This is a genomic window from Dermabacter hominis NBRC 106157 (assembly GCF_001570785.1).
Lineage (GTDB): Bacteria > Actinomycetota > Actinomycetes > Actinomycetales > Dermabacteraceae > Dermabacter > Dermabacter hominis.
On record NZ_BCSI01000023.1, the window covers coordinates 1 to 3,351 of the forward strand.

The 3,351-nt window shown below is 58.7% G+C and carries 3 protein-coding genes and 1 pseudogene; 2 read left to right on the forward strand and 2 right to left on the reverse strand.

Going from position 1 to position 3,351, the window contains the following annotated elements:
- Positions 1-92: 92 nt before the first annotated feature.
- Positions 93-1,282, forward strand: a pseudogene (locus tag DEHOM01_RS09565) (IS3 family transposase); the annotation flags it as partial.
- A gap of 104 nt (positions 1,283-1,386) precedes the next feature.
- Here the strand turns inward: DEHOM01_RS09565 and DEHOM01_RS09570 are convergent.
- A complete protein-coding gene (locus DEHOM01_RS09570; RefSeq protein WP_061212564.1) occupies positions 1,387-2,373 on the reverse strand; it encodes an MATE family efflux transporter in 987 nt (328 codons plus the stop codon).
- Positions 2,374-2,449: 76 nt separating this feature from the next.
- Here DEHOM01_RS09570 and DEHOM01_RS09575 point away from each other — a divergent pair, with 76 nt between their 5' ends.
- Positions 2,450-3,049, forward strand: a complete 600-nt coding sequence (locus DEHOM01_RS09575) for a TetR/AcrR family transcriptional regulator (RefSeq protein WP_061212565.1) — start codon at positions 2,450-2,452, stop codon at positions 3,047-3,049.
- On the opposite strand, the gene DEHOM01_RS09580 is transcribed toward DEHOM01_RS09575, so the two are convergent.
- Positions 3,046-3,270 (reverse strand): hypothetical protein, encoded by a 225-nt coding sequence (locus DEHOM01_RS09580; RefSeq protein WP_061212566.1) that lies wholly within the window; start codon positions 3,268-3,270, stop codon positions 3,046-3,048. The genes DEHOM01_RS09575 and DEHOM01_RS09580 overlap by 4 nt on opposite strands.
- Positions 3,271-3,351 lie beyond the last annotated feature (81 nt).

The window sequence follows — 3,351 nt, forward strand, 5'->3', positions numbered from 1 at the left end:
AAGGCATGAGCTATCAAGCCGCTGCGAATGCTCTTGGTGTCTCCAAATACGCCGTCCGTAAGCTCTGTCGTCGGTTTAAGCTGCATGGCAGGCTATGTCTTGTGGAGAAACCAACTAACCAGCAGTATTCGTTCGAAATCAAGAAGGAAGTTGCCGAGCGCCACCGTGCTGGTGAGACAGCGATGGATCTTGCGCGCGAATTTGGCCTGTCATCAGAGCAGCTAGTCAGAGGGTGGTCGTGGAAATGGCGTCAAGGTGGCGATGAGGCACTAAAACCGAAGCCGAAGGGCAGACCCAAAGGCTCGGTCGCGCCGAAGCCGCTCTCGGAGGAAGAGAAGCTGCGACGCCAGATCGCACGGTTGGAAGCGGAAAACGCCTATCTAAAAAAATTGCGGGACTTGAGGAATCAGGGACGCGCCTGAAAGTCCAGGCGATCGTCATCCTCAAGTCACAGCATCGTCTGCAATACCTTTTGGATGCGACAGACATGCCAAGATCGACGTTCTTCTACCACCAGAAACGACTCAACGAACCGGATAAGTACGCGGCACTCAAAGACGCGATCCGGGAGTGCTTCGAACGTAACAAGCATCGCTACGGCTACCGGCGGGTGCTACTTGACCTGCGTAACCAGGGCTGGGTGGTCAACCACAAACTCGTCTACAAACTCATGCACCAGATGGGTCTTCGAGCCAAAATCCGCCAGCGTAGGCCGTATGTTTCCTACGCTGGGACGATCAGCCATATCGCTGACAACACACTTGACCGCAGGTTCACCCCGGATAAGCCAAATACCGTCTTTGTCAGCGACGTCACCGAGTTCAGGGTCGCAGGCCGAAAAGTGTATTTGTCGCCGGTGATGGATTTGTTCGACCGTTCAATCGTTGCCCACACCGTTGCTACATCGCCGTCGACAGCGTTGACCACCGATTCTTTAACTAAGACGATTAAAACGTGTGCGCCTGAACCCGGGTGGATGATGCACACCGATCAAGGTTTCCAGTACCAGCATGCCTCCTGGCGTAACCTGATCGGCGATAACGGTGGTGTGCAGTCGATGTCGCGTAAAGCCAACTGCTACGACAACGCGGTCATGGAGAACTTCTTCGGGCACTTGAAAACAGAGATGTACCACGGTGAAGTCTTCAACACGGTCGCAGAGTTCAACCAGGCGATCGACGAGTACATCGGATGGTACAACACCGAACGCATCCAACAACGACTCAAGGGCCTGACCCCGATGCAATATCGGAATCAGACCCTTGAACCCCTAACCGCCTAGAATTAAACCAGTCCACCTTCCGGGGGCCAGTTCACATTGGCCTGTTGCCTGCGGGGCCGGATCTCACGCGTGAGGGCGCTTTGACTGCGACCTACTAACTGGATTTATGCAGTTTTGGTCGCGAGCTTAGCCGAGCGGTCGAAAAGCAGCAGCAGAAGTCCCGTAGCGATCCATGCCGCGAGGACCCACCACGCTGCGCCGGTACCGCCGCCGTCGAAGAAGGCCAGAGACCGAACGAGGTGGCCAGTCGCGCCGATGGGCATCCACTGGCCGAGGGTCGACCAGCCGGCGGGGAGGAGCCAGGGACCCGTTGATAGTCCGGAGAGCGGGTTGGCCAGGAAGATCGTCAGGATCGCACCGATTCCCGCACCTGCGGTGCCGATCACAGCGCCGAGGCCAGCGGTGAGCATGGACGTGGCCAGGATGCCCAGGGAAACCGCCAGCCACTCCATGCCGAAGCTGCCGGACAACGTTCCGTAGACTGAGTGGAGCATCCACGTTGCCACCAATGCGCCCAGAGCTGCGATGCCCACGAGGACGGCGAGCTTGAGCCATTTATTGCCACGGAACAGGAACGTTGCAACGACCGCCGAGATGATGCCGCCGAAAGCCAGCGGGAGGCCGAGCAGAGCGATGCCGGCTGCTTGCGGGTCGTCTTTGGTTGTGGGGGCGAGATCTTCGCGTTCGACGGGCATGTTCTGGGCTTCGAGGGAGGCAGCGATGCCGTCGATAAGCTGCACGTACGGTGCGCCGTTTCCGGAGGCGGTGTACGTGGTGGCTCCGTCGGGGGTGATGGCGATGCCGCCGACCGTTTCCCGGTTCAGGATCGACTCGCGCACAGTCTCTGGGTTGTCCATGACGCGGATGTCGGGTGCCTCGTCTCCGGCTTTGTCTTTGATGCCCTGAGTGATCTGCTCGATGACGGGCTCGGGTGCGGACAGAGCAACAGGGACGTCCTGGGGCCCAGAGGCGGAATTCGGGGCGAGGAACGCAAAGAGCATGAGTCCCATGATTACCGGGATACCGAGGATGACACCGAAGGCTTTAAGTGTTGGGGACGCTTTTCGCGTCTCGGTCGTGGTTGTTGACATGGGCAAACTCCTTAACTGGAACATTGCGTTTCACTTATAAACTGGAGCATAGTGTTCCATTTGTTAGGATGCAAGCGTGAGACAAGATGCAGTAGCGAACCGAGACGTCATTGTCGACGCAGCCCGAAAGTTGTTCGTGGAGCAAGGACCCGGTGTGTCCATGAGGGCGATCGTGAAGGAAGCCGGCGTCGGCGTAGCGACGGCCAGTAGGCATTTCCCTGGGCGCGTTGAGCTGTTCGACGCAATCGGAGCCCGCGCCGTGACCGATATCGAGGCTGTGATCAATGAGGCTCGGGAGAAGTTCGATGAGAACCCTCGGGATGCCTGGCGGGGCGCGGCGCACGCCATCGGCGAGATGAAGCTGGCAGCGCTCGCGCAGGCGCTCTTCGGCGCCCTCAATGCCAGCACTGCGGGCGGGACGCAAGGGGTAGGTGAAATTGTGGATAACCGTGTGGCTGACCTGCGTCGGATCTACGAACCGCTAGTCGACAAGGCGAAAGCAGCCGGGCTATGTCCGCAGAAGGTTGCTCCCCTTGATGTCCATTTTGGCTTAGGGGTGATCACGCGTCCGCTTCCGGAGACTGCCGTGAGCAAGAATTACTTCTCCGAGATTCAGGAGGAACTTCTGGACGTGATGCTCGACGGATTAGAGGTGCGTGCGCAGGGGGAACGCTAAGCCTGCGGCGGAGTACCCCGGTGCTTGCGGATTCCGCGCATAACCAAAACGATGCCAGCGATCCAGCTGGCCAGCGCTGTCATGTAGGAGATCGTGCCCCACGCTGTGGCGATAGCGAGGAACCCGAGCAGGAAGACGATCACCCCGATGATGATGTCCTGCTGCCCGGTAGTGCCGGAAGAACGCGAGTTGCCCGGTTCGTGGGGCGTCTGGGAAGTCATGCCTGCCAGTGTGCCAGGAAAGCGAAAGGCCCGGCACGGATTGAACTGCTCCCCATTAGTTGGACTGAGAAATCAGTTACC